This is a genomic window from Arthrobacter cryoconiti (genome assembly GCF_020905375.1).
Taxonomy (GTDB): domain Bacteria; phylum Actinomycetota; class Actinomycetes; order Actinomycetales; family Micrococcaceae; genus Specibacter; species Specibacter cryoconiti.
Genome location: NZ_JAJJBU010000032.1, coordinates 67,811 through 94,783 on the forward strand (window position 1 = coordinate 67,811; position 26,973 = coordinate 94,783).

The following is a 26,973-nucleotide window of genomic DNA, read 5'->3' on the forward strand; positions in this document are numbered from 1 at the left end:
CACTGCCGAAGAAGCCCTGTGTGCAGAAGCCCTGCGCAGAACGAGCCCGAATGTACAGAAAGGAACCGCCGTGGGAGACCGTTACACCCGCTTTGCTCCTTTTTATAACTTACTCTCCGGGGAATACCCCATCTATCATTCTGGGAGGGTTCTGGGTATCACTGCGTTAGCTTCTGGTAACGGCCAACAAGTGCTGGACATCGGCTGTGGAACGGGGCTTAACTTCGCTCTACTGCAACAAAGCGTCGGCGCCAGCGGTACGATCATCGGCATTGACCGCAGTGCCGCAATGCTCCACCAGGCCCGCCGCCGCGTAGAGAATCACCGCTGGGACAATGTCATATTGTTGCAGGCGGATATGGCGTTGACGGACCCTGAAACTCTCTCCACACGCATCCAGGAGGCAGGAGGATCAGCTTTGTCTGGTGCTGCGTTGGCCACCTATTCGCTCTCGCTCATGAACGACTGGCAGCGAGCCTGGAAGACCATGACCGCCCTTCTTGATACGCACGGCAGGGTCTGTGTAGTTGACATGGCGGACCCCCTAGGTGGAGCACGTTGGCTGACGCCGCTTGCTCGGCTTGCCTGCGCGCTGGGCGGTTCCAACATCCATGCCGCCCCCTGGCGGGCACTCGAAGAACAGTGCGCCGACGTCGTCCGGGGATCGGCGCGTGCTGGCCATCTCCAAATCCGGTCAGGAACCACACTGCCGCTGCACAACGAATGAGGACCTTCGACTCTATTGGTGGCTCGTCATCTCCACTTAAAATTGACGCAGCTACAGTAGTAAACCGTTCTGAGTTCTCCATGAAAGGGGCATTAGATGGGAAACCATTTTGAACGGTATGCAGAGGTGGCACAAGTTTTGGTGCGGCATGGCTTGGGCTCCGTGGCCGCAAGGATGGGTCTGGGTCGGCTAAACCTTGGGTCTGGGCCAGAGCGCAGCGAGGAACTTTCCAATCCAGAACGGTTGAGGCGTGCACTAGAAGAACTCGGGCCGACCTTTATTAAACTAGGCCAGGTCCTTTCCACACGCCCTGATATGTTGCCGCCGGACTATCTGCGTGAGCTGTCCAAACTTCAAAGTAGCGCTCCAGAAGTGCCTGCGGCCATTATCAGGTCCCTGATCGAACAAGAGTTGGGGGAAACACCAGAGAAACTTTTTGCCAGCTTTAGCGATGTTCCCTTGGCAAGCGCTTCGATTGGTCAGGCTCATGCAGCAACCTTGCATGACGGGACCGCTGTCGTGATCAAGGTCAGACGTCCGGGAGTCGTGGCAGCAGTGCAGGAGGATCTGGAAATCCTGCAAAACTTGGCCCAGCAGGTGAGCCGCAACTGGGCTGCCGTCGCCGATTACAACCTTGAGGCAATTTCTGCCAGCTTCGCTGCAACGCTGCGCGCCGAACTCGACTACCTGCAAGAAGGACGCAACGCAGAACGGTTCGCCAAGAATTTCGCCGACGATCCCAGCATCCACATTCCCAAAATTTACTGGTCCACGACCACGTCCAGAGTACTGACAATCGAGCGAATTTTTGGCTTAAAGATCGACGACGAAGAAGTCCTTGCCATGCCAGCTGCCGAGAAAAATATTCTGGCGGATCTAGCAGCGAAGGCTGCCGTCAAAATGATCTTCGACGACGGTTTTTTCCACGCAGATCCGCACCCTGGCAATCTGTTTGTTGAATCAAGTGCTCGAATTGCCCTGATCGATTTTGGCATGGTGGGTGAAGTCGACAAGGAGCTCCGTGGACACCTGGGGAACTTATTGTTGGCCCTGAGCTCAAACGACGCAGACCGGATCGCCCGAGCACTGGTGGAACTCTCGATCAATCGCCCCACCACGGATCGTGGAAAGTTCCGCCAAGACATTCGGCGCTTCATTAAGACATATCAAGGACGTCCGTTGGGCCAAATTGAAATTTCGCCTCTCATTGAACAAATCTTGGGTATTGTGCGAAACCACCATCTTCAACTGCCCAGCGATATAGCCATGCTTACCAAAATGATTTTTATGACTGAAGGAATGGGTGCCCGACTAAATCCGAACTTCAACTTAGGGACAGTCGTCAAGCCTTATGTCAGCCGGCTAGCTTTCGACCGCGCGATCCCCCACGACTTTGTCCACAACCTCTCCCAGTGGGGATTGGATGCAGCGGTTCTTGCCGCCGATCTGCCAGAGAGGTTCCGCAGCTTAGTTGATCACTTGGACGACGGCGTCGAGGTCCATTTGCGCGCGGCCGAATTGGCTCCTCTGGTGGCTCGGGCTGAAAGAATAGGCAACCGTCTTGTGGCTGGAATGATAGCTGCCGCGTTTCTGCGAGGGATTGGTGAACTGACAGCAGCGGACCAAGACAAGCTGCGGACGTGGCAAAACCCCTTGGTTGCCGGTGGTGTTGGAGTAGTAGCGGCCTTGGGCGGCTATCTGGCTTGGACTTCGCGGCGCCGACCCGGTGTCAACTAGGCGTTGCTTTCTCTTCACCACCGTTTTACGGCATGATCCACCAACCCATCAGCGGTAAGAAAGGCCAGTACGATGAGCATCGTCGTCGTCTATGAGTCCATGTTCGGCAACACACGCAAAATTGCTGAGGCCATCGCTGAGGGGCTCACCCCCTTCGGCGTGGTTGTCACAGCCAACGTCAACGATCCACGCTCCGGGGAAGCTACGCGCTTTGCTGATTTGTTGGTTCTGGGCGGGCCTACGCATGTCCACGGCATGAGCCGATCGTCGTCACGCGAAGAAGCAAGAGCCCGGACGAAGGACGCTGCTAAGAGCCTAGCGCTGGAACCATCATCACCCGGAACGGGGGTACGCGAGTGGATGAAAAGCCTTGATCTGGTCCCCGCACTGTGTGCGGCGTTCGACACCCGAGTAGATATGATGCAGATCCTGACGGGAGCTGCCTCCGGGCACATAGAACATGCGCTAACAAAACGAGGCTCGCGCGCCGTCGTATCTCCCATGAGCTTCTTGGTGTCAAAAGAGAACATCCTCCCTGAAATAGAGCTAGCTAGAGCTCGCGAATGGGGCACCAATGTGGGCAAAGCCATGGAAACGTACATTCACCACTAAGACTGCTTGACACGGCCCTGTGCATAGTGACCACCGATCTATTCGTCCCGGGGCCTAAGCCAACCGCGCCTCAGCGCAGGTTTAACAGCGCAGGACTAACGCTGGAGCACTTCTCCTGGCATCGTTTTAGGGCCAGGAGTACCGTGGCTAAATGACTGAAGAACTGCCTTACCAAGTTATCCGTAAGTTCGAACACTTTGAGGTCCGGCTCTACCCGGAACATATTGTGGCACAAGTCAACATTGAGAGCTCATTCGAGGACGCCGGGAACCGCGCGTTCCGGTTTCTTTTTGCCTATATCGCCGGAGAGAACCGGACCAACCAGAAAGTGGCAATGACCGCACCTGTGGTGCAGGACGTGGCTTCGATGAAAATTGAAATGACTGCCCCGGTTCTTCAGCAGGAAGTCTCAGATCCGGCTACGGATATCGGATCCGAGAGTTATCGGGTTGCCTTTGTCTTACCGGAAGGTTTCACACTTGAGAATGCTCCTTGGCCGACTAACCCTCGCGTTGTTCTTAGGGTAGTTCCGGAAAGCACTGCGGCGGTCATCCGGTTCAGCGGCAGATGGAGTGCGCAGAGTTACGAACGGCACTTGACCACTTTGAGGAGTGCCATGAAAGAGGCTGGCTTCAGCTCTCTTGGTGCGCCACGTTTCGCCAGGTTCGATCCGCCGATGAAGCCTTGGTTTATGCGCCACAACGAGATCATGATTAATATGGAAAGTTCAGTCTGAGTCTAAGGCGGGCTGCCGACTCTAGAAAAATTAGTGGATAACATAGCTCCATTTTCGCCTAAACCGCGTCTTCGAGCCGTCAGCTGTAGCTTGCCCAGCTCACCACGGTCAAAAATTATGAACACCCATTGTACGGAAACATAAAAAACCGTACAGTTGTTCAACATAAGCCAAAACCCAACGGCTTATCAGGGAAATACCTCAATAGTTCTTTGTTGTCGGTATGGGTCTGAACTGTGCAGATGGCACCACGGGAACTACCGTCCTCTACGCCGCTTGCAAATTTGGCACAGCGTGTCAGGAGCTGTACGAGCAATGATGTCTCGACGATGGAGGAACATGTGAAACGACCAACGAATCCCCAAAAGCACGCCAAAACCCGCAAGGTCATCTTTGCCGCTGCAACGGCCTGCGCTCTTCTTCTTGGATTCAGTGCACCAGCCCGGGCGGACGTTCCTGAGGGTGGCATAGCAAATTCAGTCTTCAAATTTGTGGCATCCCCCGACACGAGCGTTGGTACCAACGACTGGAACTGCAAACCTACCGCTGAGCACCCTAATCCAGTCATTCTCATTCCGGGCACGTTCTTCAATCATGGAGCGACATTTGTGAAGATGGCACCCCGTTTGAAGAACTCAGGTTACTGCGTCTTCGCCCTGAACTACGGCTTCAACTCTGCCTCGCTTGGGCGCATGTCCGGGCTTGCCCCAGTAGAGAGTTCCGTTACCGAGCTCGCCGCTTTCGTTGAGCACGTGCGCACAGCTACCGGTGCTAGCAAAGTAGACATGGTTGGATGGTCCCAAGGCGGGCTGCTCCCCATCGCCTACATCAAGCAAGCAGGCGGTTCGGACAAAGTCGCCCACTACGTCGGCTGGGCCCAGAGTTCTAACGGAACCACAGGATCTGGCCTGGATTCGCTCAGTAAAGCCATAGGAGCCCTAGGCTTCATCCCGCCGCAGTACGCAGTGCTCAGTGCACAGGGCGTCCAAGATCAGCTCGCTGGCAGCCCGTTCATCACGAACCTCGCGTCAATTCCACTTCCCGCGGGCCCAAAGTACACCTCTATTTTCAGCACGTATGACGAGGTTTTGACCCCTTACACCAATGGAGTTTTGCCCACACCTGCCCACAACGTGCACATCCAGGATTACTGCCCGTTTGACCTCACCGGTCACATTGGCATGTACCTTGATGACCCAACTTTGCAATTCACCATGAATGCGCTCAACGATGGTCCCAGCAGTTTCAGGCCATCATGCCGCGACTACGGAACACCGTTCTTATAAACAACTGTGATACCGGGTGCCGGTTTCGTCTTCGGACGGGACAGGCCCTCGGCTAGCAGCCTGCCCCCGGACTATAGATTTCTGCCCGACTAGCGAACGTTTCGTTTGCTGCCGTGTTCACTTGGCCCACGGTTCTAATTTTCGGCACTAAATTGATCACTCAGGGCGGTAATGAGCCGTTCCAGACGGGCGATTCCCACGAACCTACCGGCGTTATCGGTCACCAACAGAGGCTGAAATCTACCGGATTCCGGACGTGTAATTGCTCGTTGCAAAGCCTGGCTTACGGGTGTGTCCAAGTTGACCCGCATCCCAGGACTTACCACTCCCAGCCGCGCTTCCGTGGCGCCTAACAATGCCACAGGGCGGTTATGTTCTTCTAAAAGAACCACATGCTCCAGCGAAGGATGTGCCTGAAAAGCGGACAATGCTGCAGTGACAGTTAGTTCAGCCTTTGCAGGTTCTATGATATTGCGCAGGGTATTTTTGGGGGAACTGATGGATCTGGACGCAAGACGGTGAGCTACGTCTACGTCGAGTGAAGCCCATGCCGGGGCTGGCCGCGCCAAAACGTAGCCTTGAACCAACGGAATCCCCAAAGAAGCTAGGACATCTAGTTCCTCAACTGTTTCTACGCCTTCGGCAAGAAGCCACGCGTCAACTTGGGAAGCGAACATACCCAACATGCGGATGAGGGCACGCTTTGCCTCATCTCGATCCACACCTTGAACTAATTCGCGATCGATCTTAATAAGTGCGGGTTTGAGTGCTAAAAGGTGCCGCAACCCGGCATAGCCTGCCCCTGCGTCATCAACTGCAATCAGAGCTCCTGCGGACCTAAGTCGGTCAAGGTCTGGTTCCAAATCAACGTAGGACTCTATGCGGCTTTGCTCAGTCAGCTCGATGATGAGCCCACCGAGGTTCCCTTGTTCACCCCACAAGGACCGAATCTCCTGCGTTGCAAGCAGCTCAGGGGACACGTTGAGAGTGAGGAAACAATTAGGCGGTAATAGCGGACGCATGTCCAGCGCTAACCTCAGCGCCATAGCTTCGAGCCGGGCAGACTTACCGAGGCGTCGAGCGGTAGCGAACCAAACTTCTGGGTTCTTTTCCACGAATCCCGGAAACCTGCACAGGGATTCGTAACCAACTATTGTTCCACGCGCAGTATCGACAATGGGCTGGAAAACTATTTCCAGCCCATCCCCTCGGCACGCAATCTCTAAATCAGAGAGCCAGCGCGCCTCCGCCGGCCCCAAGGTGTCTGCCTGGCTGACTGCGCCTTCTCCGGACGTCAAGAAACCGTGGTGATGGCTTCTTGAACTGTTTTCACCATTTCCGCGGATACATCGTGAATTCCGTGGGCTGAACCAGCATGCCCAGCCAAACTAGCAAGGATTTCATCTTCAGTGCTACACACCCAGACTGCTTCGCAACCGGGAACAACATCGCCACAGGCAAAAGACTTCAACGCACACCCCTTATTATTCGATAGACGAAAGAAGTATACGGGTTTGCGCAATCCCCTGTTGACGTCTAAAAGGGGAGTCTCTCGCGGCCAATGCTGGCCCCTTTATCCCCAGTCCCCACATGCAGTGCACCGGACCGCGCAGTGCAGTGCAGTCTTAAATCAATTTTCTGCTGTGTACATCTAGGCGGGAACATCGCACCCATCCCCCCGGATACAACTAGCAACAGCACGGCTCAGACAACGTTGAAATGCCGCCCTGGGGTCATTCGCATAGTCTCCAAAGAGTTCGAAAGTGTACTGACCTTGATAGCCGGAACCTTCAAGATGACTGACGTAGTCAGCCAGTGGCAGGTAACCATCTCCCCAGGCCAAGTGGCCGCTAGGCTTACCGTCCACAAGGTGAACGTGCCCAATTCTCTTTTTGAATCGGCGCAAGTAGTCTTCAACCGAATCTCCGGCCACGGTCACAGCCACGGTGTCGAGGACTACCTGGACGTTTGCCCGGCCGATCTCCCCGAGCATCTTATCGAGTTCCGCAGCGGTCGTTACGATGTTTGATTCGCTCCTCTGAAGCGGTTCCAGAAGCAGGCTAATCCCTTCGCGGTGTGCCTTATCCGCTAAAATGCCCAAAGACTCCAGGGCTCTCTCCCATGCCGGCGCAATGTTCCGATGTTCGTATCCCCGTCCGGCAGTGACAAGCATGAGCGGAGATTCGAGCTGCGCTGCGACATGGATCGCTTCCTCCATGCTCTGTCTGCTAGAAGCCAAAAGCCAGGGCTCCTCCGCGGCCAAGTTGATTGGATACATCACCTGCTCCGGGGTAAAACAGTGAACTACCAGTTCCCGTTCGCGAAGCTGTTTGCTTATGTGCGAAGCACCGTTTCGCGCCAATTCGGGGACGGAGAGATGCGGTGCGATTCCCCAGAGCTCGAGTTTGCTCCGGCCCAGCTCGACCATGTCATTGAGGAAATGTGTGAAGGGAAAGTATTGGTAGGCAAAATTGGATCCGCAAAACCTCGGATCGGCGCGTTTATCGTCATTCATGGCTATTTACCCATCCCGTCCGCCAGCCCCCGGATGAAGTAGCGCTGACTTGCGAAGAACAGTACGACGACGGGTATCGCGGCTATGACCATCCCGGCGAAAACGACCGGATAGTCAGTGCCGTTTTTGCTCATCAGGGACGTCAGCCCCACTGGGAGCGTTTGAAAGTCTCCCCCGCTGGTGAAGACCATCGCGAACAGGTACTCATTCCAGGTGAAGAGGACGTTTAGCACCACGGCGGAGACGATGATGGGCCGGCACATTGGCAAGATGACACGCCAGAATGTTGCTGCTGGGCTGGCACCATCCATCTCGGCAGCTTCATCGACTTCTCTGGGAAGGTCCAGCATGTAGGAGCGGATGAGGAAAGTGCAGAAGGGTATGCGGAAGGCGGTATAGAGGATGAGCAGAGCCCAGTAGGTGTTGTAGAGACCCAAGGCTTGAAATAGCTTGACCAGCGGTACAAGCGCCACTGCGGGGGCTAACATTAGGCCGCCCAAAACGAGGGTCGTCATTAGCCTGTTGAATGGGATAGCCACGCGTGTCAGCCCATACGCGGCCCATGCGCTGATAAGTATGGTGGTAAGTGTTGAGGTGACCGTGACGAGGATGCTGATCGTGAGGTAGCTACTGACTCCCCTATTCCATGCTTTGACATAGTTTTGCCAGTTCAGTTCGCGCGGCCATGAGAACGGGCTGGAGAGCATATCCCCGTTGGATTTGAAGCCGTTCATCACCATCCATAGCAGTGGGTAGATAACAACGACGGCCAGGCATAGTAAGAACGAAGCTATAAATATGCGTCCGATCGATCCCATGAACTTTGTTTTTGACATGGTCTTAGTCACCATTCCACCCGCCTCCTACGTCCGTACCAAAGCTGAATCAGTGCCAGGACAATGGTGACGACGAAAATGACGGTGGCAATCGCAGCTGCATAACCAAAGTCGTTCCGAACGAAACCGCTCCGATAAAGCCATGTTCCCAATACTTGACTGGAGTTGTTTGGCCCCCCTGACGTCATGACCATGACTTCGTTGAAGACCTGAAAGGACCCAGCAACGGTAACTATCATCATCAGCCCTGTCATCTCCCGCGTGAGTGGCATGGTGATTGTCCAGAACTTCTTCAGTCCGCCGACGCCGTCAATGGCCGCCGCGTCGTAGAGTTCGGAGGGTATCCGCTGGATCGCAACCGCGAACAAGAGTGTGCTGTAGCCGAAGCCCTGCCACTGGCTCATCGCAATGATGCCCCAAATCGCGGTGTTCTCCTGACCAAGCCACGCTTGTGTCAGCTGGTTCAGACCCAGCGAATCTAGCAGCCCGTTGAGCAGACCCAACTCTGGCTCATAGATGAAGTAAAAGAGCAGACCAGCTACTGTCAGCGAAATTGCCGAAGGAATGAAGTACGTTGCCCGAAGAATGCCGCGCAGGCGCTCGCTACGCAGCCCTTCGATGACAGCCGCGAGGGCCAGAGCTCCGGACACCTGAACAATCACGGAGACTACAGCGTAGAAAACATTGTTTATCAATGCTGTCCAGAACACCGGGTCGGCCATCATCTTGCTATAGTTCCGAGCTCCTACGAAATCTTGTTCATTGCTATAGATGTTCCACTTGGTAACGCTGAAAAACAGATTTTGTATCAGCGGCCAGTAAACAAAAGCGCCCAGAATTATGAGAGCAGGCAGGATCCAGACAAGATTTTGCCATCGCGGAGTATGGCGGCGCGGTGAAATTTGAACACGGGGGGCTGACCTCTGGGGCTGGGCTACTGGCTCAGTCGTTAGGATTTCCCCCTGAACGGCTATTTCGCCCCCGCAGATGCTTTACGAACTTGGTCCATTACTTGGCTTGGGGTGAGGTTTCCGGTGATCAGGCCTTCAGTTGCACTCAACCACGTGTCCGCAACGTCTGGAACGTTTGCGGTGTCAAGCCAGGGAACCAGGACATCTGCCTTGTTGATCTGTTCAACTCCAGCTGCCACCGAAGCTGAGGAGTTGGAGGAATCGACGGCGCCCAAGACGGTGCTCGGTTGCCCATAGGGTGCAGATGACAGGAGTGAGGCGTTTTCCTTCTCAGTGACGAACTTCATGAAGTCCACAGCGAGTGCCACGTTCTTCGACTTTGCATTGATCAGATAGCCTTCCGGCGCTCCTTCAAGAGCTTTCGAATCCCCACTGGCACCGGACGGCGCTGGGAGTTGAAAGAACCCGAACCCGTCCTTACTGATCTGGTTGGCGGGCGCATCGACGTTGTCGAACTCTAGGATTTCTTGGTAATACATTGCAGCCTGGCCAGAAGCGAGAGCCTGCTGAGCCGTGCTGTAAAGCACTCCATTGGACTGGGCTCCAGATCCGGTGCATTGATCAGCCAATTCCTTGAACTGCCCCAGTGCCTTGACGTAGCCCGGATCGTCAAACTTTGCGGTCGAGGGAATGTAGTCGGCCGCAAGTATGGCGGCCGGCACGTTGTATGCCAGCAATTGCTGCACGAAGTGCAAGGCTGGCCAACCGTCTTTGTTGCCGAAGGCGATGGGCTCGTAGCCTGCTGACTTGATCTTTGCACATACGCCCAAGAGCTCGTCAAACGTGCTTGGGACGCTGATTCCGAGTTTGCTAAAGATTGCCTTGTTGTATCCCATGAATTTCGCGTCGTTGTAGAGCGGCACTCCGTAGTACTTGCCGTCGAACTTGAAGGCGTCGACAGAAGCAGCACCGAAGGTCTTCCCCCACGCAGAGTCCGGGCCGATTACCGCGCTCAGGTCTGCAGCCAGCCCACCGCTGACAAAATTTTCTGCCCAATTTCCCGTCCAGCTGAAATACACATCAGGCAGCGCCCCGGAGGCGGTGAGTGTTTTGGTCTTATCTTTGATGCTCTGGTCAGTTTCCTGTATGAGCTGGATCTTCACCTCTGGGTGCATTTTCTGATAACTCTTGGCGATCTTCTCGAAATACGGCTGGAGCGGGTCTCCCCCAAATTTCGTCAGGACGGACAAGGTACCTGAATAGTCCACAGTGGCTTGCGGGTCTGCGGCGGACGGTGCAGCCGCAGTGGATCCGCAGCCAGAAATCATGGTCACTACGGCCGCAGCAGCGGCAGTGGTGAGGAAAGTCCTTCTCTTCATTACATTCCTCCATTGGATTCAATCCGTGTAGTACAGGGCTTTGCTCCCGCTAAGGACAGCCGAGTGGGTGTGAACTAGATTACACAAAAAAACCTGATACCGGTATCATTTTCACTAAATATTTTTTTGTTTCCTGAAGTTCACCGCGGAACTCGGCCGCTACATTGCTTCAAACGTGATCCACATTGGCCGATATTCAGAGCTCATTGGCAGTAGCTTATTGACTGCACAACCTTTACTGTGCAAACATGACATTCGAGTGATACCGGTATCACTGTGCGTGAACCAACGCCTCCGTTTGGGAACCCTGAAAGGACCCGCCAATGCTCAGCTTTGATGAAACCGCTTTCCTACAAAAGTCCCGAAGCACCGTTGCACTGCGCCCGCAGATCGAAGCACTCGTCGACCGGCTGACCACCAAAGGAATCCGCAATGTGCTGCTAGTCGGGGCCGGTGGAACCTTTGCGGCCGTTTGGCCTTATGAACATCTAGCGCATCGTTTCTCAACCCTGCCCGTTCGTTCCGCTATCGCCGCCGAACTCATCACCTCTGGAGATGCTTCGCTCGGAGAAGGCACAGTAGCCGTGTTCACGTCTGTGTCAGGAACCACAGATGACGCACTCCGCGCCGTCGAATACTGCAAGGCGCATGGCGCGCTGACTATCGGGTTCACCGGCTACGCGGAAAGTCCACTGGCCTCAATGGTTGACGAAGCTCTCATCTCGGAGCCCGAAGCCTGGCCATTTGATGTCCAGCTCCTGCTCTTCACTACGCGGCTCCTCTCAAACCGGGGAGAGTTCTCCGGCTACGAAAAGTTCGCCGACGAGCTCGCAGCCATCCCTGAAATCATGGTTCAGGTGGCCCGGCAGGCCGATGCCCCGGCCTCCGACTTTGCGCTCAAGCACAAAGACACCAACTACCATTTCCTCTCCGGAACCGGCAATCTTTGGGGATTTACATACCTCTACTCCATGTGCATTCTGGAAGAAATGCAATGGCTGCACACCACGAGGGTGCACGGCGCAGAATTCTTCCACGGTTCCCTTGAGTTGATCCAGGAGGACACAAGCCTGCTGCTATTCCGCGGGGAGGACGAGACCAGGCCCTTGATGGATCGGGTCGTGGATTTCGCCAACAAGTACTCCCATAACGTCACTGTCGTCGATACCGCCGACTACCCATTGGAAGGCATCAGCCCCGAATTCCGAGGCTTGCTCAGTCCGTTGGTCGCTGATACCGCAGCTTCTCGGATCAGCAAGCATTTGGAGAAGCAACGCGACCACTCGTTGGATCTCCGTCGCTACTATCGAGTAGTCGAATACTAAGACCTCCAAGAATTCGCCAGCGGCCGGCGGAGCTCCACATGAGTTCCACCGGCCGCTATCCCCCGAAAGATCGCTCAGATGAAAGTAATAGGTTTCGGTGACAACATCATCGACCGATTTGTGGACCGAAGGATTCTCTACCCGGGTGGCAACGCCCTCAATTTTTCTGTATTCGCCAGCCGTCTCGGAGCATCCTCAGAATATTTGGGCGTCTTCGGTACGGACATGCTAGCTGACCATCTGCGTGCCAGTCTGATCAAGGAGGCCGTCGGCATGAGTCATTGTGTGATCAAGACCGGCCCCAGCGGGTGGGCGAATGTGAGCTTGGTGAAGGGTGAGCGAATTTTTGGCGCATGGAATGGGGGTGGCATAACGACCGCAGAGCCCATGGACTTAGATTCTGGCCAACTAGCTCAGATCGCTGGCGCTCGGCTCATCCACTCCAGCGCGTACTCCCGCGTTGAACCTTCTCTTCCCGCGCTGGCTGCCACGCAATCATTGCTCAGTTTCGATTTCTCCAGTGGTTCCAAATACCGCACCCACGAGTACTTATCCTCCGTGTGCCCTTACATCGACTTAGCTTTGGTGTCATGCGCTGGTTTAGACGAACCCGACATCCAGTTGCTCATGACGGCCATGGTTTCCCACGGCGCCGGCAGTGTGTTGGCGACCATGGGCACGGAAGGTGCCATATTTTTTGATGGAACGCAGTACCACCGCGGATATTCCGTGCTTCTGGACCCTAACGACGTGAAAGATACCATGGGGTGCGGTGACGCATATCTGACCGCATTTGCCCTGGAACTTCTTGGCGCAGGTTGGACAAAAGAGCACTTGCCAACTCCGGAGGCCATCAAAGGCGCATTCAATGCTGGTGCCGAGTATGCGGCGCAACAGTGTTTGACGGAAGGATCATTCGGGTACGGAATCCCATTCCGAACAAATGAGTCTCAAGCCCGTGATGCGACGCCGACAGTATGATGAATTCATGACGACCAACCGCCACGTCCCAGCGTCGGCACCGACTATCTCGGAAGTGGCCAAGGCTGCAGGTGTGGGCCGGGCGACGGCGGCGCGCACACTGGGCGGTTACGGCTCTGTCGGGGCAGAAACCCGAAACAAGGTTGAGGCTGCTGCTTTGCGTCTCGGATACCAAACCAACGAACTTGCCCGCAGTATGTCAACGGGGGAAACCAAAACGCTTGGAGTCGTCGTTGCCGACATCGGCAATCCGTTCTTTGCCGGCGTCGTGCGCGGAATCTCAGACTATTGCGAAAACCGTGGATACAACATCGTTGTTCTCAGTACAGACGAAAACGTTGCGAAAGAACGTTCAGCAGTAGAATTGCTGCGAAATAAGCGCGTTGACGGGCTGATCGTAGCGTCCGCAGCCATCAAAGCCCAATCCGCTGACCACATTAGTGCGGCAGTCAAGCGAGGCACCCCGGTGGTTCTGGTGGACCGTGCCATTCGAGGGCTCGATTTTGACACTGTATTGATCGATAATCGTGACGCAGCGCGTCTTGCAGTGGCCCACCTCATCAGCCATGGTCATCGAAGGATTGGTTTTGTCTGGGGGCCTGAGACCGCGTCACCGCCAGTCTCGGTCTCCGAGCTCCTCGCTGCCGCTGAAAACGCTCTGTGGAGCGACGGCGAACGTCTGCAAGGTTACTTAGCCGCGTTATTTGAATCAGGAATAGAATTCGACGCCGATCTGGTGACGACTACACCCAAAAACCGGGAGGACGCGGAACGCGGAGTTGCTAGAATGCTCGCACTTCCCTGCCGTCCCACGGCACTTTTTGCCACCGAGGCGGACGCAACCATCGGAGCCCTGAATGCGATCCGGCGTGCCGGTCTTGGCTACCCGCGGGATATTTCGCTCATAGGATTCGACGACAATCCTTGGGCCGGAGTCATTGATCCACCCCTGACCATGGTGTCCCAACCTATGCTAGAGCTTGGTCAACGCGCTGCCGAACAGCTCATCAACCGGATTGACGGAAACCGAGCCGAACACTCCGTCGATGTTCTCTCCACTGTGCTCATCGAACGATCTTCCGTCACGGGTCCCCTCAATGCCGGCGAGTGAGGCACTGCACCTCCCGTGCCAGACCCTTAGGGTTTCCGTGACAGTGCTCGAGAGATAGTTCGGCGCCCGTAGGGAATTTTAGTCTGTCCGTTAGGGTGACTCACTCAACGAATAGCAAGAAGCCGCCCCACGAACGGCACCGATGGATCCTCGATTGATCAATGTGGCCGTAAATTCGGGAATTTCAGATTTCACGCCCGGTCTCTGGATCCTTTGAATCAGCGCAGCCGCGGCTGCAGCGCCCATGTCGTACACAGGCTGTGAAATGACGCTTAGTGGCGGATTCGTCAGTCTCGTCCACGCCAAGTCGTCGTACATCAAAAACGACACGTCCTGGGGAATGGAAAGCCCCATCGTCTGAATCCCTTCAACCACTCCGAGGGCCACCAACCCATCGGAGGCAACAATTGCGGTTGCGGGAGCGGGACCTCGAAGTAGATCTTGGGTTATGCCCACAACCGAGTCAGAGTTACCGGCATTGAGTCTGACAAGATCCGAGGGAAAGGAGTGCCCAGCGTCATGGAAGGCCAAAGACATCCCCTTCAAACGCTCCGCGATGGGGGTCGAAGAAACGTCCATTCCATTCCAGAACGGCTCCTGCGATTTTAGTGTCGAAATGAAGGCAATGCGTTCGTGACCTGCGTGAATCAACTCAGCGGTCGATTTTCGTGAAACTTCCGTCATATCAGTAGCGACAACGTCAACATCGAGGCCATCAACTTTGCGGTCGAAAAGGACCAAGGGCCGACCAGAAGCGCAAACACGTTCCAGGTGGCCCTTTTCGGGTGACGATACAGGCGCAACAATAAGCCCATCCACGCGCTTGTCCAGAAGGACACGTACTGCGTCAGTCTCTGCCCTAATATCCTCCCCGGTATTAATCAAGATGACATCAAAGCCGGAGGCCTTGGCCCTATCCGAGATTCCCCTCATGGCCAGTCCAAAGTGTGGATTTTCGATGTCGCCGACAACAACACCAATGGTGTGAGACTTTCCAGTGTTCATAGTCCGCGCCAGCTCATTAGGCCTGTAGCTAAGCGATTCGGCGGCCGCCAATACACGCTCACGGACATCTTCGCTAACTGCGCCGTAGCCACCCAATGCGCGGGCTGCCTGAGCTTTCGATACCAAGGCTGCCTTGGCGACATCGGCGACAGTAACGTCTCGTCGTCGAGCCGATGAGTGGGTCATTTTTGCCTTTCGGGGACATGTTGACGGGCGGTGTGAGATGAATTACAGTTCTACTAAACATTGTGAGTCCGGTCTCAAGCTTAGATCGTGAGACCGGACTCAGCAAGAGTAGTCACGATATTTCCCCCACGCAGTTCAATCCCTTCGTTGAGCTCTTCTCCCCAAGATAGGAACTAGAAATGTTCAAACGCAACAAACACCGATTGGCAGGCGTCACAGCGGTTGCCTTGGCCACCGTACTCACGTTAACCGCCTGCGGTGGCGCATCCTCGGCCAGCTCGGAGGCAAACCCCTTTGGACTTATCCAATCAGGGACCATTCGCGTAGCGAGCCTCGGAGACGCCAAGCCCTACACATTCACAGATGCTCAAGGCACCTTCACGGGCTTCGATGTCGAGCTCTTCAAGGACGTGGCCCACCGCGCTGGAGTCGACAACGTCGTATTCACGGGCCAAGACTTTTCCGGCCTGCTTTCCGCCGTCGCAAACGGCCAGTTCGATGTCGGTGTGGCTGCCATCGGCATAACCTCAGAGCGCAAGGCAACTGTTGACTTCTCGGATGGCTACCTAGCCGGGTATCTCACCGTCATCACCACCAAAAAGTCCGGTATCACAAATGCCAACGGATTGGACGGTAAGCGTCTTGGCGTTGTCCAGGGCACCTTGCAAGAGGCTTACGCTGTGAAGAACTTTCCCGCCGCCAACCTTGTCCGATTCCCCGATAACAACACGGCTATTTCAGCCCTGAACAGCGGCACAGTTGACGCTCACTTTCTGGATTACGAGAACGCGAAAGCCTATGCGGAGCAGTTCGGCCTAGTGAGCGCAGCCGACATTCCGTCCTTTGATGCCCCCGCAGGTTTCGCGGTTGCAAAGAACAATCCTGCCTTTCTAGACGCGCTAAATAAAGGGCTCAAAGCAGCCATGGAAGACGGCACCTGGAAGAAGCTATACCAGAAATGGTTCCCGGGCTCACCAATGCCCACGCAGTACCTGCCCACGGCCGAGCAAGCCACCAGTGCGGCACCAGCTAGCTAGTTGACCCAGTGGTGTGGGCCGTCACGAACTTCCGCCCGGCCCACACCCATTTCCTGAATTCCCCAAAACTATCTCTGAGAGCAATCCATGGACTGGTTCGACACCATCACTCATACGTTCTTCGATTTCAAGGCAATGGCCGATGTCATGCCCCAGCTGCTTGCTATCGGTCTGCTTAACACACTCATCATTTCTCTCGCTTCGACCGTTATAGGCGTTGTCCTCGGGATGATCGTGGCCGTGATGGGCATCTCGCCATCCAAATGGTTGCGGATCCCGGCCCGAATCTATACCGACCTGTTCCGAGGCCTTCCAGCCATTCTGACCATATTGCTCATAGGACAGGGCTTTGCCAGACTTAGCCAGTCCGTGTTCGGTCCCTCGCCGTATCCTTTGGGCATAATTGCACTGAGCCTGATCGCGAGCGCCTACATCGGCGAAATTTTCCGCGCAGGAATTATGAGTGTGGACAACGGGCAAATTGAGGCATGCCGGGCTTTGGGTATGAGCTACACCAAGGCGATGGCGCTTGTGGTAATTCCCCAAGGAATCCGCCGAGTCCTACCAGCCCTAGTAAATCAGTTCATTTCAATTGTCAAAGACTCCTCGCTGGTCTATTTCCTCGGTCTAATGGTCGGAGAACGTGAGCTGTTCCGGGTCGGTCAGGATGCTGCGGTTCTCTCAGGAAATCTTTCCCCTTTAGTGATGGCCGGAGTTTTCTACCTCATCATCACGGTTCCGCTAACCCATCTGGTCAACTACTTCGACAACCGTTTCCGCACTGGCCGGCGCCGCGCAGCACCACCCATCAGCGGACTCAATGAAGTGAAGGAACTCAGTGCGGCCTCGCCGCTAACTAACGGGAGCAACACATGAGCAATAGCACAAACACCGCATCAGCGGACGTCGAGACCTTTCGCGGTTCAAGTCTAGAACTTAAGAATCTCAGCATGGCCTATGGAGATATTGAAGTTCTCCGGAATGTCTCCTTTACAATCGCACCCGGGACCACGACCTGTATCATCGGACCGTCTGGCTCCGGGAAGTCCACCCTTTTGAGGGGCATCAATCGTCTTCATGAACCCAAAAGCGGGGACGTCATTCTTGACGGAGACAGCGCACTGGGCCTCAAGCCCGATATTCTGCGGCGGCGAATCGGTATGGTGTTCCAACACTTCAATCTGTTCCCGGACCATATTGCCCTTGAAAATGTGGCCCTCTCGCTGCGCAACGTGAAAGGTATGTCAAGGGCCGAATCTAAGGAGCGAGCAATGCGCCGCCTAGTCGAAGTTGGTTTAGCAGAGCGCTCCGAGCACCGACCACGCGACCTTTCTGGTGGTCAACAACAGCGGGTGGCCATCGCTAGGGCGCTGGCTATGGAGCCGGAAGTCATGCTGTTCGACGAAGCGACAAGTGCTTTGGACCCTGAACTTGTCAAGGGAGTGCTTACTCTGATGGCTGGTCTTGGCGGACGTGGCATGACAATGGCTGTTGTCACTCATGAGATGGGTTTCGCACGCAAAGTCGCTGACCAAGTGATCTTCATGGACGAGGGCGAAGTCGTAGAAGCTGGGAGCCCTGAGGATCTCTTTGACCGGCCAAAAAGTGACCGTCTGCAGCGATTCCTCTCGGAAGTCCTCTAGTGACCGATACGTTCTCGAGCACCAAAGCAATCCGAACTGCCGTGATGGGGTTCGGCGTCTCCGGCAGAGTCTTCCACTCTCCCCTGATCGCCGCCGACCCAGCGTACTCGTTGGACGTGATCGTCACATCCAACCCGGAACGGGCTGCTCAAGCCGCGGCACTGCATCCCAACGCCCGGGTTGTGGCCACCGCCGAGGAACTATTTGCCGACGCCGGCAACCTCGACTTGGTCATTATCGGCACTCCGCCGGCAACCCATTTCGCCCTCGCATCCACCGCCATCGAACTCAATCTCAACGTAGTGATTGACAAACCCTTTGCCGCCAACTCGGACCAAGCCCAAGAACTCATCGTCCAAGCTGAGAAGGCGGGCGTCCTGCTCACCGTGTTTCAGAACCGTAGATGGGACGCGGATTTCCTTACCCTCCAGCGGCTCGTCAAGAACGGTGAGCTAGGCGACGTCCGAACCTTTGAGTCGCGCTTCGAATGGTGGCGCCCGGAGGGTTTCCAAAACTGGCGGGATGAGGCGAAGCTTTCAGAAGGCGGCGGCATTCTCCACGACCTCGGTGCGCATCTGATCGATCAAGCCGTCCGCCTTTTTGGGCCAGTAGCCCAATACCATGGCGAAACCGGACGGATCAATGAACCCACGACTTCAGATGCGGACCAAGAAGCCTTCGTTTCCCTCCTGCACAGTTCAGGCGTCCGGTCCAGACTGTGGATGAACGGGATGGCGGCTCAGCTCGGGGCACGGTTTCATGTCCTAGGGTCGGCTGCGGGATACACAAAGTGGGGACTGGACATCCAAGAGCCATTGTTGGACGCCGGAACTTTTCCGACGGAAGACCATTACGGCGTCGAGCCGGAAGAAAACTGGGGACGCTTAGGCGTGGGCCCGGACACGAAGCAGGTGCCGGCGGATAAAGGATCTTATCCAGAGTTCTATCGCATCCTGGCCAGTGCGCTTCGTGGCGCAGGCCCGCTGCCAGTAGATCCGGCTGACTCCCTTGAGGTCCTGCGCATCATCGAAAAGATCCACCAAACTGCCTCAAGCCAGTCGCTTACTCGGGCCACACCTGCACTGACCATCGCCACCTAATTAAGAAGAGAGAATCACCATGTTAGTCGAAACAACCACCAAGCACGTCGCCGTCATCGGCGGTGGAATCCTAGGCGTGTCCACCGCCGTGCATTTACTGCGCGAAGGAGCATCAGTCACGCTACTCACCGAAACCCTCTTAGCCAGTGAAGCAACTGGTCGATCCCTCTCTTGGCTCAACTCTGCAGGCAAACGCCCTCGGCCATACCACGACCTTCGGATGGCCGGCGTCGATCGCTACCGCACGCTTTACACTTCCGACCCGACACGTGAATGGCTCCAATTCGGCGGCGGTCTCCAGTGGGCGCAGACCGGTCATGAAGAAGACACTTTGGCTCGTCACTCCTACGAAACGGCTCAAGCCTACGATTCATGCTTGCACTCCCCCAAGTCTGTAACAGAAGTCGTCCCCAAGGTTGATCCGCAGGCTGTACCCGCACAATCGATCTTCAACCCGGGCGAAGGGTGGGTTAGCCTTCCCCATCTTGTGGACTTCCTCATGGACGAGTTCAACGCCCGTGGCGGCAAACTGATCCTGAACGCTGGCAAGGTTACGGTAGATATCAAAGACGGTCATGCTACTGGCGTCACCACCGGTGACGGTCAAAATTATGCTGCCGATGCCGTCCTGGTGGCGTGCGGGGCAGCAACTCCGGAGGTCGTAGCTCCCCTTGGTGTGACTATTGCCAACGCCTCACCAATTTCCATGCTGGTCATCACCGAACCCTTCGATCATGGACTAAAAGCCGTAATGAACACTCCTCGTGCGGCCGTCCGACCCAATCCTGGCAATACACTTGCTTTGGATCATGATTGGTACGAATCCGACATCACAGAACACGACGATGGTTCGTTCAGTATTCCCGAAGAAGTCGTCCAGGAACTAGCCAATGAGGCAGCCAAGCTACTGGAAGGTACCCCGGACGTAAAAGCGGCATCGTGGAAAATTGGGCGGAAGCCAATTCCCGGAGACGGGGAACCAGTTTTTGGGCAGCTCGAAAAAGTACCAGGATGCTTCGTCGCCTTCACACATTCAGGGGCAACATTGGCTCTGATAGCCGGAGAATTGATGTCTCACGAGATTCTGACTGGAAACCGTCATCCCATGTTGGCGACTTTCAGGCCGGAACGGTTCAGCTAGCTGATTGCTCCCGCGCATGAGAGAAACACCCGGCGTCGCTGATTAAGAAAATGAAGGCGTCCGGTTTCTGGCTGTGGAACGTGTCTAAAGTTCCATAGCCAGAAGCCGGACGCCTGCTTCTTATCTCATCGAGATACTGTTTTTCAGCGTCGACCGTGTACCGTTCCCCCTTGGTTCTTTTCCGCGGGCGCTATCCCTTGACTGCGCCTGCGGTTAGCCCCTGGACGATGAATTTGCTGGCGAAGGCAAAGATCGCCAGTGCAGGCACCACTGTCAACACGGCGGCGGCGGACATGGAGCCCCAGTCAATGTTGAAGCTGGAGATAAATCCAGCGAGGGCCGTCGGAATGGTCTTGTTCTCATCACTGTTCATCAGTGTCACGGATAGGAACAGCTCGTTCCAGCAATTGACGAAATTGAAGATAAAGCTTGCTGCAATACCGGGAAGCATGACGGGTACTAGAACCCGGAACAGTGCTGTGAGGCGGGAGCACCCATCGATCATGGCGGCTTCCTCCAAGGCATCGGGGACGTTTTCAAAAAAGCCCCGGAGCATGATGGTGCAGAACGGGATACAGATGGCGATGTAGACCAAGATCAGGCCGGTCTCGGAATCGACCAGGTTCATGTTGGTCATCATTATGTACAACGGACCGAGCGCGATGAATCCAGGAATCATCTGTGTAAGCAGAAAGGCAACCATCACAGCACCGCGACCGGCAAAGTGGAAACGCGCAAGCACGTACGCGGACAAGAGCGAGATGAATGTGGCGACTGTCGCAGCGACGGTGGCCACCAACAAACTATTGATCATGTAGCGCCCAAAATCAGATTTTGTAAACAGGCCTACGTAGTTTTCGAAGGAAATTTCACGTGGCCAGTAATCCAGCGGCAGCGAATAGATGCTGCCGGGTGCTTTCAACGATGTGACGACAATCCAATACAGCGGAAAAACTGTGACGATCAGGCACAAGGACAAGAAGATGACCTTGCTGATCCTCCCGAACGTACTTTGCTTATCAATCATCTATTTGCCTTTCGAGGGCGCATGGCCATCAAGTAAAAGACCGCGAACAACATCAGGGTGAACACCACAATGAGTCCCAGCGCTGATGCCTGACCATAATCGCCCTCCTGGGTAATTTTGATCATGTAAGTGGTGATGATGTGGGTCTGATCGGCTGGCCCGCCGCCTGTCATGGCCCAGATAATATCGGGAAAGTTGAAAATCCAAATCACTCGCAAAAGGATCGTCAGGCCTAAGGTCACCGAAATGGCCGGCAACGTGATGCTGAACAGAGTCCTCGCTTTACCTGCCCCATCTAAAGCCGCCGCCTCATACATGTCCTCAGATACTGATTGCAGAGCAGCCAGGATCATGATGGCGAAGAATGTCACTCCGTACCAAATGTTGGCGATGATCACCGCCGTCATAGCGAAGCCGGGCTCAGCCAACCACGGAATAGGACTCTCGATGAATCCCGCTTTCATTAGCAGATCATTGACCACACCGAATTCTGCGTTGAACATCCAGCGGAAAAGCATGCCTATAAGAAAGCCGGAAACGGCCCAAGGGAAGAAAATAAATGCTTGGTATCCGCTGCGAAACCTAAACCTGCGCTTAAGGAACAAAGCCAAGGCAAAGCCGATCACGACTTGAGGCACGAGGGAACCCACAACCCATACGACCGTATTACGCACAATCCCGCCAAACTCCGGTGATTCAAAGAGCTTGATGAAGTTTCCCCAACCCACCCACGACGTATCGGAGAGGTCGTTGAGGTTCCAGTTGCGGAAAGCCATTTGGCTCCCCGCGATCATCGGGTAGTAGGTGAAGATGCCGACGAAGATGGCCGCTGGCGCCATGAAGGCTAACAGGGTCAACGCTGTCCTGGTGTTAAACCTTTTCTTGCGTCGATGGATCGCCTGGGGCTGCGGTGGTGCGGTGACAGTGTTCGGTCCACGCACCACCATGCGTTCAGAATTGATGGCCACTATGGACTAGCCAGCCATCTTTTCGGTCCAGTAACTATCCCAGCTGGCCAAGAGTTCGGAAGTGCTCATCTTGCCGGTCAGGACGCGCTGGAGTTCACCGTCGGACTTCTTGATCCACTCAGTCCACCAGGACACGCCGCGTGGTTGGACGGCCGAGATGTAGGTGCCAGGATTTTCGGTCATAGTGACGTAGGCAGCCCACGGGCCGGTGCTGTAGAACGGGTCCTTGGCGGCTGACTTCAGGATTGGCACCAAACTGTTGTCCTTGCTGAACTCCGTTGCTGGCTCGCCTTGAGAGAGATATTTGATGAGCTTGACAGCTTCGGGCTTGGCTTTGCTGGATTCAGCAATGCCCCATCCGGCAGTGGCCACTGGCTGGATCGCTTTTCCGGTGGGTCCAACGAGCAGCGGAGCCACATTCCATTGCTCCGCTTTGAGAGACTTAGACTCCTTGATCGTGGCGATGACCTCTGGATCCTGCAGCAGAAAGGCCGTAGACCCATTGCTGAAGCCCTGGACCATTTCCGGGTAACCCCACGCCACAGACGACGGCGGTGAGCCCTTTTTGAAGATCTCAAGGTAGTCATCCATGGCCTGTTGCGCCTCCGGCGCGGAGAAGATGGTCTTTCCATTGGACAGCTTGAACGCGTTCTCTTTGTCCACCTGATCAGCGGTGTAGGCCTCTATCACGGCCACGGCATTAGAGTTCGCGTTGGCTCCCCCGCGGAAGGCGTAGCCGAACTTATTCTTGCCCGGATCGTTGAGCTTCTCGGACTGTGTCAGCAGGTCATTCCAGCTGACCGGTGGCTTAGAGAACCCAGCTTCTTTGACCATGTCCGTTCGGTAGAACAGGGAAAGACCATAGAAACCGTAAGGAATATAGTAAGTCTTTCCATCCTGTTTGGAATAGTTGACAGCGTTCTCAGTTAGGTTCCCCCAACCATCCCAGCCCTTCAGATCTGCTGTCATGTCATAGAGCCACTTGTTGGCACCAAATGAACCAACAGTGATGTCCCTGGCTTCAACGACATCGATCCCTTTGCCCGATTGGAGCATCTGCTGAATTTTCTGGTCTGCTGAGTCGGTGGGAGGTGAAATCAAGTCGACCTTGATATTCGGATTTTCCTTTTCAAATCCCGCGAGTAATTTCTTGATGGTGTCAGTACGGGTCGGGTTGGTCAGGCTTTCAACCATTTTGAGGGTGACCTGGCCGTTGGCACCGTCCTTAGTGCCTGCGCCACCTCCGCATGCGGAGAGCGTCAAGAGAGCTGCCAGGCCCACTGCCGTTATGGTTGCTAGTTTCGATTTCATTCGTGACCTTTCGAAGGGTAGTCAGGTGAAAATCTAGTTTTGGTGAATGTGAGAAGTACAAGGTGCTTTTGGTGCCGGGCTAGCTGGCTCTGGCGAGCCTGACAAGGTCCGGAACGGCCCGCTCTGCGAACTCTTCATAGTCAGCAGGAGTGTTGTAAAGGTGCGTTGAGAGTCGCAGGAAACCCGCTCCGCCGAAAGTAGTAATGGCTGTTTCAATATCCAGTTGCTCGGAAATATAGGCTCGCACCGCATGCGAATCTTCATGTGTAGTGGCAAGCCCGCGCGGTAGCCGCACCATGCGCAGTGGATCAATCTGCATGCCGACGTCGACTCGGCTATCTTCACCTGTCAGGGCAGAAAAAGCGTCCTGCACGATGCGTTGGCCATAGTTCGCCAACGATGCTGCGTAGCTGCGGAAAGTGTCCCAGCCGTAGTGCTCCTCAATGGTGTCAAATGAAGTCGAAGCCACCATCCACGAGGTGATGTCTTGCGTTCCCACATGATCAAAGCTCTCCGGGAAGGAGTGTGGAAAGCCCCACGAATCAATGAGCGGATCTACGAGTTCTCGCAATGGACCGCGAGCCACCAAAGCGGCTGTTCCTCGCGGGGCACAGGCAAATTTATGGAGGTTTCCAACCCAGAATCCTTCGAAGTCTGGGATTGGGTCAGCCAATACTCCGGGAGCGTGGGCACCATCAACTAAAAGAGGAATACCTCGCTTGCTCGCTTCCTTTGCAATTTGTTCAATTGGGAAGCGTCGTGCCGTCGCAGAGGTAATTTGGTCGACAACTATCAGTTCCGTACGTTCTGTAATCTGGGCGACTATCAGCTCGCAGACAAGTGCGGCATCAGCGTCGAGCGGAACATCGGCAATTCGAACTTCCCCATTGTGCGTTCTGGCAAGGCGCTTCGCTCCTTCTAGCACGGCACCGTAAGCATGATTCGTTGTGACGATCTGCGTGCCGTTGCTAAATGGCAAGGACTTATAGACTGCGCTGACGCCGGCACTGGCGTTAGTCACCAAGGCAAGATCATCCGCGTCTACCCGAAGAAAGTTCGCAACACCCACCCGTACAGGCGGTAGGGATGCTGCCTGGCCCATGAACCAGACACAAGGGTTGGCTTCCATTTCAGCCTTGAGTTCCAGCTGCCGCTCCTGCACGCGGCGTGGGACGGCACCGTAGGAACCGTGATTGAGGTGGATCTTCCCCGGGGTCAGAGACCAGTCTGTAATGGCCAGGTGCCCCGAAGGTGCCAACATGGGCGAAGGTGCTGTTGCTGCGGAAATTGCCACGAGTTGCTCTCTGCTCGAATGTCTACGAATTCTCTGTAAGCTACATCACAGAATTGCCCGAGACAAGGGTTTGCTCGAATGATTCATCATATGACTTTTACTATTCGTCGGTCATTCTGGTCTTTTTAGGATCAAATGTTCTAGATAGATCAGATGACTTTTTGAAGAGATATGATGACTCATAGTGTGAGTGCAGCTCAAAATGGCTGGCCTACTTAGATGAAAGAGGGCTTTTAGAGTGAGCGCAGTTGACGATGCCATTCAAGGTCTGCGGGCCAAAATTGCCTCTGGTGAACTGGCCCCTGGCCAAAAGTGCCCGCCCGAAGGGGAACTGGCCACGCAATTGGGAGTGTCCCGAAGCTCTCTCAGAGAGGCCATCCGCGCCATGTCCGCCTTGGGTGTCATGGAAGCTCGCCACGGTTCTGGCACTTACATTTCTTCGCTTGAACCCGCTGAGCTCCTACAGGGGTTCTCGCTCCTGGTGGATTTGTTCCCTTTGGATAGCGTCATTGAATTGTTTGAAATTCGGCGCGTCCTGGAATCACACGCCGCCGCTGGAGCGGCTGCACGCAGCACACCTGAACTGATCGCGACGTTAGAGGATCTCACCGCAAAAATGGAGCAGAGCGAGAAGTCCGCTGACATCTCTCACCTGGACGCACTCTTCCATGACGCCATTTGCCAGGCGAGCGGAAACGCGACTCTCGCGGCACTTGTAAAACTGTTCCGCTCGCGTGGGCGCCACTTTAATGTTCTCGACGGTGTTGGGGGAGAAATTGTGCGCCAGTCCAGCAACAAAGGACATCGCACGATTCGCGAGGCCATTCGCGATCGTGACCCCTCGACGGCGGCAACTGCGACGGCTGCACACATCGCGCAGACCGAGCACTGGCTCAAGACCATCAGACCCGAACCCCACCTCTAGGTCCCCCCACCACCAAGAGACTTCGTCGAAAGGGGCCCACAATGGCCGACAACCGTACCGACGGAGCCGTCTTAGTGAGCCCCTAACCCAACTTTTGGTGTCTAGGGAAGATCTTAAACACGAAGACCCCCTGTAACCAGGGGGTCTTCGTTGAAATGTGCCCGAGGTAGGACTCGAACCGGCTTTTACCCCTTGCAGACTCTGGGAGGTAACGGATTCCTGCGGAAATACAGCCCACTTCCACACAGTCCGAGCCAGTCCAACAGGAAAACTGTTCCCGGCAGGAACAAGCCCATTTTCATGAATCTTGATTAGGTACGCCCGCCGACTCCGACTGGGGCCTGCCGTCCTAGCCATGGGTTAACGAGGAACAATATGGGATACGATCGCCGCGGCCGATTGTTCCAATCCAATATTTCCAGCGGCCGCTCCCAAGGCAAGGTCAAACGCCTCGTTTGTCCCGAAGATGTGCTTGTATCCGTTGATCCAAAGAAATGACACCATCAGTGTCCAGGCAGCGCGCTTGTTTCCGTCCAGAAGCGGGTGAAACCTCGCCACCGAATCCAGCAACGCCGCCGCCTTCAAGGCAAGGTCCGGATAAGCTTCCGTTCCCAGCACGGTGGTTCCCGGACGGGCAAGGGCGGAGGCAAGCAGACCGATGTCCCGGTCATGAAAGCCATAGCCGTCGACAACTTGAAGAGCATCCTCAATATCGAGAAACGCCGTCATGCATCAGCGAGACGGGTCAACAGCTCGGCATCATGGCTCTTGACGAACTCAATGCTCTCAGCGATCTCACGACGACGCCGATGACGTTGCAGCACCATCTCGGCGCCCTGAAGCAGCAACGCGGACTTTGAGGTATGTTCTTCAAGAGCAAGCTTCTCCAGCTCTCGATCCAGCTCTTCGGGTAATCGCAGATTCATAGCCATACCTCATGGTACCAATCCGGTACTAGCGCTGTTCATCAATCCAGAAGATTCGACCCGGCTCGAGTGGTCCCGCTCGCCACAGGAGGCACCCAGACGTCGGCACCTACATTCCCCACAATATCGCCACGCGCCGAACTCTAGCAAAAGGCCAACATGCCCATTTTCGTCAAAATAGGCGGAGGCATCATTTCCGGGACAGTTCACTGCGCGCGATCGAGGACGCGAAGGTCATTGACACGTTACGCAGC

27 protein-coding genes are annotated in these 26,973 nt (G+C 55.3%); 14 read left to right on the forward strand and 13 right to left on the reverse strand.

Features of this window, described 5'->3' with window-relative positions; translation table 11 throughout:
* Positions 1-70 precede the first annotated feature (70 nt).
* From LOH53_RS15230 to LOH53_RS15250, 5 genes are all read left to right on the forward strand, one after another.
* Positions 71-727, forward strand: a complete 657-nt coding sequence (locus LOH53_RS15230) for a class I SAM-dependent methyltransferase (protein WP_230068612.1) — start codon at positions 71-73, stop codon at positions 725-727.
* Between the two features lie 96 nt (positions 728-823).
* Positions 824-2,464, forward strand: a complete 1,641-nt coding sequence (locus LOH53_RS15235; RefSeq protein ID WP_230068613.1) for an ABC1 kinase family protein — start codon at positions 824-826, stop codon at positions 2,462-2,464.
* A gap of 72 nt (positions 2,465-2,536) precedes the next feature.
* Positions 2,537-3,076 (forward strand): flavodoxin family protein, encoded by a 540-nt coding sequence (locus LOH53_RS15240; RefSeq protein WP_230068614.1) that lies wholly within the window; start codon positions 2,537-2,539, stop codon positions 3,074-3,076.
* Positions 3,077-3,227: 151 nt separating this feature from the next.
* Positions 3,228-3,812 (forward strand): SOUL family heme-binding protein, encoded by a 585-nt coding sequence (locus LOH53_RS15245; RefSeq protein ID WP_230068615.1) that lies wholly within the window; start codon positions 3,228-3,230, stop codon positions 3,810-3,812.
* A gap of 341 nt (positions 3,813-4,153) precedes the next feature.
* Positions 4,154-5,098 carry an esterase/lipase family protein gene (locus LOH53_RS15250; RefSeq protein WP_230068616.1) on the forward strand — a complete coding sequence of 315 codons (945 nt, stop codon included), beginning with the start codon at positions 4,154-4,156 and terminating at the stop codon, positions 5,096-5,098.
* A gap of 134 nt (positions 5,099-5,232) precedes the next feature.
* Here the strand turns inward: LOH53_RS15250 and LOH53_RS15255 are convergent, their stop codons facing one another.
* The 6 genes from LOH53_RS15255 to LOH53_RS15280 form a co-directional block, all read right to left on the reverse strand.
* Positions 5,233-6,396, reverse strand: coding sequence for an EAL domain-containing protein (locus LOH53_RS15255; protein WP_230068617.1), 1,164 nt, complete (start codon positions 6,394-6,396; stop codon positions 5,233-5,235).
* Positions 6,393-6,620, reverse strand: a complete 228-nt coding sequence (locus tag LOH53_RS15260) for a DUF1059 domain-containing protein (RefSeq protein WP_326832799.1) — start codon at positions 6,618-6,620, stop codon at positions 6,393-6,395. The genes LOH53_RS15255 and LOH53_RS15260 overlap by 4 nt, the downstream gene beginning before the upstream one ends.
* 129 nt (positions 6,621-6,749) lie before the next feature.
* Positions 6,750-7,613, reverse strand: a complete 864-nt coding sequence (locus LOH53_RS15265) for a sugar phosphate isomerase/epimerase family protein (protein WP_230068619.1) — start codon at positions 7,611-7,613, stop codon at positions 6,750-6,752.
* Between the two features lie 2 nt (positions 7,614-7,615).
* Positions 7,616-8,449 carry a carbohydrate ABC transporter permease gene (locus LOH53_RS15270; protein WP_230068620.1) on the reverse strand — a complete coding sequence of 278 codons (834 nt, stop codon included), beginning with the start codon at positions 8,447-8,449 and terminating at the stop codon, positions 7,616-7,618.
* Positions 8,450-8,457: 8 nt separating this feature from the next.
* A complete protein-coding gene (locus LOH53_RS15275; protein ID WP_230068621.1) occupies positions 8,458-9,174 on the reverse strand; it encodes a carbohydrate ABC transporter permease in 717 nt (238 codons plus the stop codon).
* Between the two features lie 245 nt (positions 9,175-9,419).
* Positions 9,420-10,739 carry an ABC transporter substrate-binding protein gene (locus tag LOH53_RS15280; protein ID WP_230068622.1) on the reverse strand — a complete coding sequence of 440 codons (1,320 nt, stop codon included), beginning with the start codon at positions 10,737-10,739 and terminating at the stop codon, positions 9,420-9,422.
* A 323-nt stretch (positions 10,740-11,062) separates the two neighbouring features.
* Between LOH53_RS15280 and LOH53_RS15285 the strand changes: the two genes are divergently transcribed.
* The 3 genes from LOH53_RS15285 to LOH53_RS15295 all read left to right on the forward strand — a co-directional run bounded on the left by LOH53_RS15285 (position 11,063) and on the right by LOH53_RS15295 (position 14,156).
* Entirely contained in the window at positions 11,063-12,064 is a 1,002-nt protein-coding gene (locus tag LOH53_RS15285) for an SIS domain-containing protein (protein ID WP_230068623.1), read from the forward strand.
* Positions 12,065-12,142: 78 nt separating this feature from the next.
* Positions 12,143-13,045, forward strand: a complete 903-nt coding sequence (locus LOH53_RS15290; protein WP_230068624.1) for a PfkB family carbohydrate kinase — start codon at positions 12,143-12,145, stop codon at positions 13,043-13,045.
* Between the two features lie 7 nt (positions 13,046-13,052).
* Entirely contained in the window at positions 13,053-14,156 is a 1,104-nt protein-coding gene (locus tag LOH53_RS15295; RefSeq protein WP_230068625.1) for a LacI family DNA-binding transcriptional regulator, read from the forward strand.
* A 90-nt stretch (positions 14,157-14,246) separates the two neighbouring features.
* On the opposite strand, the gene LOH53_RS15300 is transcribed toward LOH53_RS15295, so the two are convergent.
* The gene (locus tag LOH53_RS15300; RefSeq protein WP_230068626.1) at positions 14,247-15,347 is read right to left on the reverse strand and encodes a LacI family DNA-binding transcriptional regulator; all 1,101 of its coding nucleotides are present in this window, start codon (positions 15,345-15,347) and stop codon (positions 14,247-14,249) included.
* A 179-nt stretch (positions 15,348-15,526) separates the two neighbouring features.
* On the opposite strand from LOH53_RS15300, the gene LOH53_RS15305 reads away from it, so the two are divergent.
* The 5 genes from LOH53_RS15305 (at position 15,527) to LOH53_RS15325 (ending at position 20,268) form a co-directional block, all read left to right on the forward strand.
* Complete coding sequence (locus tag LOH53_RS15305) at positions 15,527-16,384, forward strand: ABC transporter substrate-binding protein (RefSeq protein ID WP_230068627.1); 858 nt, start codon at positions 15,527-15,529, stop codon at positions 16,382-16,384.
* 87 nt (positions 16,385-16,471) lie between these two features.
* Positions 16,472-17,260, forward strand: coding sequence for an amino acid ABC transporter permease (locus tag LOH53_RS15310; RefSeq protein ID WP_230068628.1), 789 nt, complete (start codon positions 16,472-16,474; stop codon positions 17,258-17,260).
* Entirely contained in the window at positions 17,257-18,027 is a 771-nt protein-coding gene (locus LOH53_RS15315) for an amino acid ABC transporter ATP-binding protein (RefSeq protein WP_230068629.1), read from the forward strand. Before LOH53_RS15310 ends, LOH53_RS15315 begins: the two co-directional genes overlap by 4 nt.
* Complete coding sequence (locus LOH53_RS15320) at positions 18,027-19,127, forward strand: Gfo/Idh/MocA family protein (protein WP_326832800.1); 1,101 nt, start codon at positions 18,027-18,029, stop codon at positions 19,125-19,127. The genes LOH53_RS15315 and LOH53_RS15320 overlap by 1 nt, the downstream gene beginning before the upstream one ends.
* Before the next feature lie 19 nt (positions 19,128-19,146).
* On the forward strand, positions 19,147-20,268 hold the full coding sequence (locus tag LOH53_RS15325; protein ID WP_230068630.1) for an NAD(P)/FAD-dependent oxidoreductase: 1,122 nt from the start codon (positions 19,147-19,149) through the stop codon (positions 20,266-20,268).
* Positions 20,269-20,458: 190 nt separating this feature from the next.
* On the opposite strand, the gene LOH53_RS15330 is transcribed toward LOH53_RS15325, so the two are convergent.
* The 4 genes from LOH53_RS15330 to LOH53_RS15345 all read right to left on the reverse strand — a co-directional run bounded on the left by LOH53_RS15330 (position 20,459) and on the right by LOH53_RS15345 (position 24,868).
* Positions 20,459-21,295 carry a carbohydrate ABC transporter permease gene (locus tag LOH53_RS15330; RefSeq protein WP_230068631.1) on the reverse strand — a complete coding sequence of 279 codons (837 nt, stop codon included), beginning with the start codon at positions 21,293-21,295 and terminating at the stop codon, positions 20,459-20,461.
* Positions 21,292-22,263: a carbohydrate ABC transporter permease gene (locus LOH53_RS15335; RefSeq protein WP_230068632.1), complete on the reverse strand. Its 972-nt coding sequence runs from the start codon at positions 22,261-22,263 to the stop codon at positions 21,292-21,294. Before LOH53_RS15335 ends, LOH53_RS15330 begins: the two co-directional genes overlap by 4 nt.
* 6 nt (positions 22,264-22,269) lie before the next feature.
* The gene (locus LOH53_RS15340) at positions 22,270-23,574 is read right to left on the reverse strand and encodes an ABC transporter substrate-binding protein (RefSeq protein WP_230068633.1); all 1,305 of its coding nucleotides are present in this window, start codon (positions 23,572-23,574) and stop codon (positions 22,270-22,272) included.
* Positions 23,575-23,653: 79 nt separating this feature from the next.
* Positions 23,654-24,868, reverse strand: a complete 1,215-nt coding sequence (locus LOH53_RS15345; protein WP_230068634.1) for an aminotransferase class V-fold PLP-dependent enzyme — start codon at positions 24,866-24,868, stop codon at positions 23,654-23,656.
* Positions 24,869-25,106: 238 nt separating this feature from the next.
* Between LOH53_RS15345 and LOH53_RS15350 the strand changes: the two genes are divergently transcribed.
* Positions 25,107-25,793, forward strand: coding sequence for a FadR/GntR family transcriptional regulator (locus tag LOH53_RS15350; RefSeq protein WP_230068635.1), 687 nt, complete (start codon positions 25,107-25,109; stop codon positions 25,791-25,793).
* A gap of 360 nt (positions 25,794-26,153) precedes the next feature.
* On the opposite strand, the gene LOH53_RS15355 is transcribed toward LOH53_RS15350, so the two are convergent.
* Both LOH53_RS15355 and LOH53_RS15360 read right to left on the reverse strand, forming a co-directional pair.
* On the reverse strand, positions 26,154-26,522 hold the full coding sequence (locus LOH53_RS15355) for a type II toxin-antitoxin system death-on-curing family toxin (protein WP_230068636.1): 369 nt from the start codon (positions 26,520-26,522) through the stop codon (positions 26,154-26,156).
* Positions 26,519-26,719, reverse strand: a complete 201-nt coding sequence (locus tag LOH53_RS15360; protein WP_230068637.1) for a ribbon-helix-helix protein, CopG family — start codon at positions 26,717-26,719, stop codon at positions 26,519-26,521. Before LOH53_RS15360 ends, LOH53_RS15355 begins: the two co-directional genes overlap by 4 nt.
* Positions 26,720-26,973 lie beyond the last annotated feature (254 nt).